Consider the following 4,319-nt stretch of genomic DNA (forward strand, 5'->3'; position numbering starts at 1 on the left):
GGCGCGCGCGGCGCCTCGGGCGCTGCGGCCGGTGCGGGGTCCGGCGGCTGACGGTTGCGGTTACCGAACGTCACGATCCTTTCCTCCACTTGACGAAGCGTGCGTACCACGGTTCGGCGACGGCCATCGGTTCGCCGGTGATGCCGTTCGCGAGCTGCCGAATCCCGTCCAGGAAGCCGCGGCGCTTCGCGTCGTCGATCGGCTCGCCGAGGTTCTCGGCGAGCGCGAGCGTCTGCGGCTCGTGCGGCAGCTCGAGCAGCGACGCGCCGCCGAACGCCTCCGCGAAATCGGCCGGCTCGACGCGGCCCGCGACCGGCTCGAGCGGATTGTTCAGCACCATCGACAACTGCCGCTCGCCCGGCAGCTCCTGCACGAAGCGCGCGAGCCGCGCGGATTCGTACGCGGCATGCACCGAGCGGTCGGCGACGATGTAGACGAGATCGGACGCCTCGAGCGCATCCTCGAACAGCTTGCCGGCGCCGCTGCCGACGTCGAACAGCACGTAGTGGAAGCGGTCCTTCAGCATGTCGACCAGGCGCGCGACCACCCCGTCGCTCAGCGGCACGTCGGCGCCGTATGCGAGCTCGGCCGACAGCACGTGCAGGCGGTCGCCCTTGGTGACGAACATGCGGTCGAACAGCGCGTCGTCGGGGCGCTGCTCCATGTTCAGCAACTCGACCAGCCCGTTGTTGCTGGACAGCCCGAGCATCGAGTTCGCGCCGCCGCCATGCAGGTTCAGGTCGATGTACGCGACGCGGCGGCGCTTCTCGCCCGCCAGGCAGCGCGCGAGGCTCACCGCGATGGTCGTCGCGCCGACGCCGCCGCGTGCGCCGACGAAGCTGACGATCTTGCCGGTGCGCACCTGCACGACCGATTCCGTCGCCGTCAGCGCGCGCCGCATCAGCTCGACGGTCAGCGGCTTGACGATGTAGTCCTGCACGCCGATGCCGAGCAGGTTGCGAAACAGCCCGACGTCGTTCTGCGTGCCGATCGCGACGACCCGCACCGACGGATCGCACACGTCGGCGAGCCGCATCAGGTCCGACACCGGCAGCACCGAATCCGACACGTCGATGACCAGCTGGCGCGGCGAACGCTCGTGCTGCTGCAGCAACCGGATCGCGTCGTCGCAGGTGCCCGTCTGCAGGTGCGCACGCGTGATCGACAAATCCTGCGCGACGCGCCGGATCACGTCCTCGCTGCCCGGATCGGACACGACCGCGACGAGATCCGTCGCTCCGGCGGACGCGGCGCGCTTGGCGTTCTGGCGATCGAGGACGTTCATGGGCGGCATTGCGATGGCCTCGGGAATCGGTTCAATGGCCGGGCGAGCCGGTCGTCGTCAGCGTCTTGCCGGGCGTCGGCAGCTTCACGCGATCCTCGACGTAGCGGCGCACCGCGCCGGCCGCGACTTCCGCGTCGGCGCCGCCGTACGGCACGGGCGCGACGAGATCCTGCGGCCGCGCGAGCATGGCCGCCAGGTTCGTGTAGGTCGCGCAGCCGAACGGCACGCCCGGCCGCCCGAAGCCCGCGTCGACGAGATGCGACGGTTGCATCAGCTTCGCGCAGTCGGGCGGCACCGCCTGCACGCCGTCGAAGCCGATCGACCGCGCGTCGGGCAGGTTCAGCGGCGGCGGCGCCGACATGCAGCCCGCCAGCGCCAGCGGCAGCAGTGCCAGGACGGTGGTTCGAACTCGCATGAGCGCTCCTCCGGTTCAGTACACGAAGCCCGCGGCGCCGACGAGGCGCGGCGTGTCGCCCGACAGCAGGTCGAGCCCGAGGTTGCGCTGCACCGCGAACTCCAGATCGCTGCTCGGCCGCGCGACGGTGTCGATCGCCTGCTCGAGCTGGCCGGGCCCGGTCGGCTGCACGATGTACGGCGTGACGATCACGACCACCTCGGTCTTGTTGTCCTGGAAGTTCTTCGACGAAAACAGCCGGCCGATGATCGGCAGCCGGCCGAGCCCCGGGATCTGCGACACGGTGTCGGCCGTCTGGCTCTGCAGCAGCCCGCCGATCGCGAAGCTCTGCCCGCTCGACAGCTCGACGGTGGTCTCGACGCGCCGCACGGTGAGCGCCGGCACCTTGATACCGCCCGTCGTCACGCTGTTGCTCGAATCGACCTCACTGACCTCCGGCCGCACCTTGAGGCTGATGCGGTTGTCGGCGAGCACGGTCGGCGTGAAGTCGAGCGACACGCCGAACGGCTTGTACTCGACCGTGATCGCCCCCGTGTTGCCACTCTGCGCAACGGGGATCGGAATCTCGCCGCCCGCGAGGAAGCTCGCGGTCTCGCCCGACATCGCGGTGAGGTTCGGTTCGGCGAGCATCGTGATCAGCCCTTCCTGATCGAGCGCATCGAGCACGACGTCGATCGACCAGCGCCCCGCGCGGAAGCCGCCGAGCACCGAGAATGCGCCGGTCGGCGACAGATTGAACAGGCCGTTGGTCGGGTCGAACAGCGTGCGCCCGTTGAACAGCCCGCCGACGAAGTTGCCGGCGCCGCCGAGCGCGCTCCAGTTGATGCCGAGCTGCTGCGTGACGTTGCGGCTCACCTCGGTCACCCGCACGCGCAGGTTCACCTGGATCGGGCGCGACAGCGTGAGCCGGTTGACGATCCTTTCCTTGTCGTGCAGGTACGGCCCGAGCGACTGCATCACGGCGTCCGCGTCGGCCGCGCCCGGCACCTTGCCCGACACCATCAGCGAGCCCGGCGCGCCGGACACCGACAGCTTCAGTTGCGGAAAGCGGCTGTCGAGCACCGCCTGCAGCGACGCCGTGTCGACCTGCACGATCACCGTCCTGCGCAGGATCGGCCGATGGTTCGCGCCGAGCGCGATCAGCGTGGTCGTGCCGGCCTTCTTGCCGAACACGAACACGGTGCGCGGCGACGGCACCTGGATGTCGGCGATGGTCGGATCGGCGACGAACATCGCGACCGCGGGTTCCGGCAGCGACAGCAGCTCGCCCTTGCCGGTCGCGATCGACAGCGCCGCGCCGGCGTCCGGCGCGCGCGCGCCCTGCGCGAACGCAACGCCGGGCGCGACGAGGCCGGCCAGGCACCAGAGAGCGATCCAGCGAACGATGCGCGCCATGCGTGTTCCCGTCATCCCGTCAAATGCCGGCCGCCGCGCGGCCGGGCCGCTCCGTCGATCCGTCATTGCGGCACCGCCGCCCTCGGCAACTGCGCCGCCGCATCCGCCGCGACATTGCCGCCGCCCTGCAGTGCCGGCATTGCCGGTATCCCAGGCAGGCCGGACGGCAGCGGCGGCAGGCCCGGCGTGCCGCCTCCGCGCGATCCGTCGTCGATCGACGAACCGCGATAGATCACGACCGTGTTGCCCTGTCCCGTCGGCCGCGCGCCGCCGTCCGCCCGGGCGGACGGCGCCCGCGAGGCCTCGCGGGCCGCGCGCGACACGTCGCCCGCCCACACCGGCTGCGTATCCGGCTCCTGCTCGTCACCGCCCGCCGGTTGCCGCCGGTCGCTGGTCGCGAAGCTGCGCAGCGCGAGCGACAGCGAGCCGAGGCGCGTCGCGACCAGCACGACCTGCGCGGTGCGCGGCGCGACCTCGAGCGTGACCGTGCGTGCGCGCGCCGTCGCGTCCGGCGCGCTCGCGGGCGCCTTCGCGCGCTGGAATTCCGAGCCGACCGCGAGCACGCGCGCGCGCCGCACGACCGTCTCCGCTTCGAAGGTGCCGGGCGACGTCGCCGAGCCGCCGATCTGCTGCGTGAGCACCACGTCGACGAAGTCGCCCGGCTGGATCAGCCCCGCGTTGCCCGATACGTCGTCGACCGGCACCGAGATCGCGCGCATGCCGGGCTGCAGCGCGGCCGCGAGAAAATCCGGCGCGTCGGCCGGAATCACGTTGTCCGTGCGGATCGGCGTGCCGGCGCCGACGCGGTTGCGCAGCAGTGCGCCCTTCAGATCGGCGCCCGGCTGCGACTCGACGAATGCGCCCGCCGGCACCTGCGCGCGCGGCATGCGCTTCCAGCCGAGATCGTTGTCGCGCAGCAGCAGCCCTTCCGGCAGATCGGCGGCCGCGACGCGCACGCGCGCCTGGTCCGCTTCGCCGGGTGCCGACGGCGTCGACGCGGCGACGTACAGTTCGCGCAGGATGAACGCGCCGATTCCGGCGGCGACGATCAGCATGGCCATTCTCAGAGGTTTGGGCATGGCGGCGTGCGTCCCCCGGCTAGGTAAGCGAAACCGCGTGCGGAAACGGCGCCCAGACGGCCAGCGCGCCGCCGAGCGCGAGCGCGACGCCGTACGGCATGCCGCGCGCGGCGGCCGCGCGGGCGGGCACGGCGCGCCGCTGCCG

General features: G+C 71.8%; 4 protein-coding genes. All 4 read right to left on the reverse strand.

Annotated features, from left to right (window positions below; genetic code table 11):
• Positions 1–70: 70 nt before the first annotated feature.
• Positions 71–1,294 (reverse strand): AAA family ATPase, encoded by a 1,224-nt coding sequence (locus OEJ37_RS34715; RefSeq protein WP_175941698.1) that lies wholly within the window; start codon positions 1,292–1,294, stop codon positions 71–73.
• A gap of 22 nt (positions 1,295–1,316) precedes the next feature.
• Positions 1,317–1,700 (reverse strand): CpaD family pilus assembly lipoprotein, encoded by a 384-nt coding sequence (locus OEJ37_RS34720; RefSeq protein ID WP_152860131.1) that lies wholly within the window; start codon positions 1,698–1,700, stop codon positions 1,317–1,319.
• A gap of 15 nt (positions 1,701–1,715) precedes the next feature.
• A complete protein-coding gene (locus OEJ37_RS34725; protein WP_175917745.1) occupies positions 1,716–3,095 on the reverse strand; it encodes a type II and III secretion system protein family protein in 1,380 nt (459 codons plus the stop codon).
• Positions 3,096–3,157: 62 nt separating this feature from the next.
• Positions 3,158–4,174, reverse strand: coding sequence for a Flp pilus assembly protein CpaB (gene cpaB, locus OEJ37_RS34730; RefSeq protein ID WP_175941696.1), 1,017 nt, complete (start codon positions 4,172–4,174; stop codon positions 3,158–3,160).
• Between the last annotated feature and the right edge of the window lie 145 nt (positions 4,175–4,319).

Origin of the sequence: Burkholderia sp. BKH01 (assembly GCF_025685725.1) — a bacterium.
GTDB lineage: Bacteria > Pseudomonadota > Gammaproteobacteria > Burkholderiales > Burkholderiaceae > Burkholderia > Burkholderia pyrrocinia_C.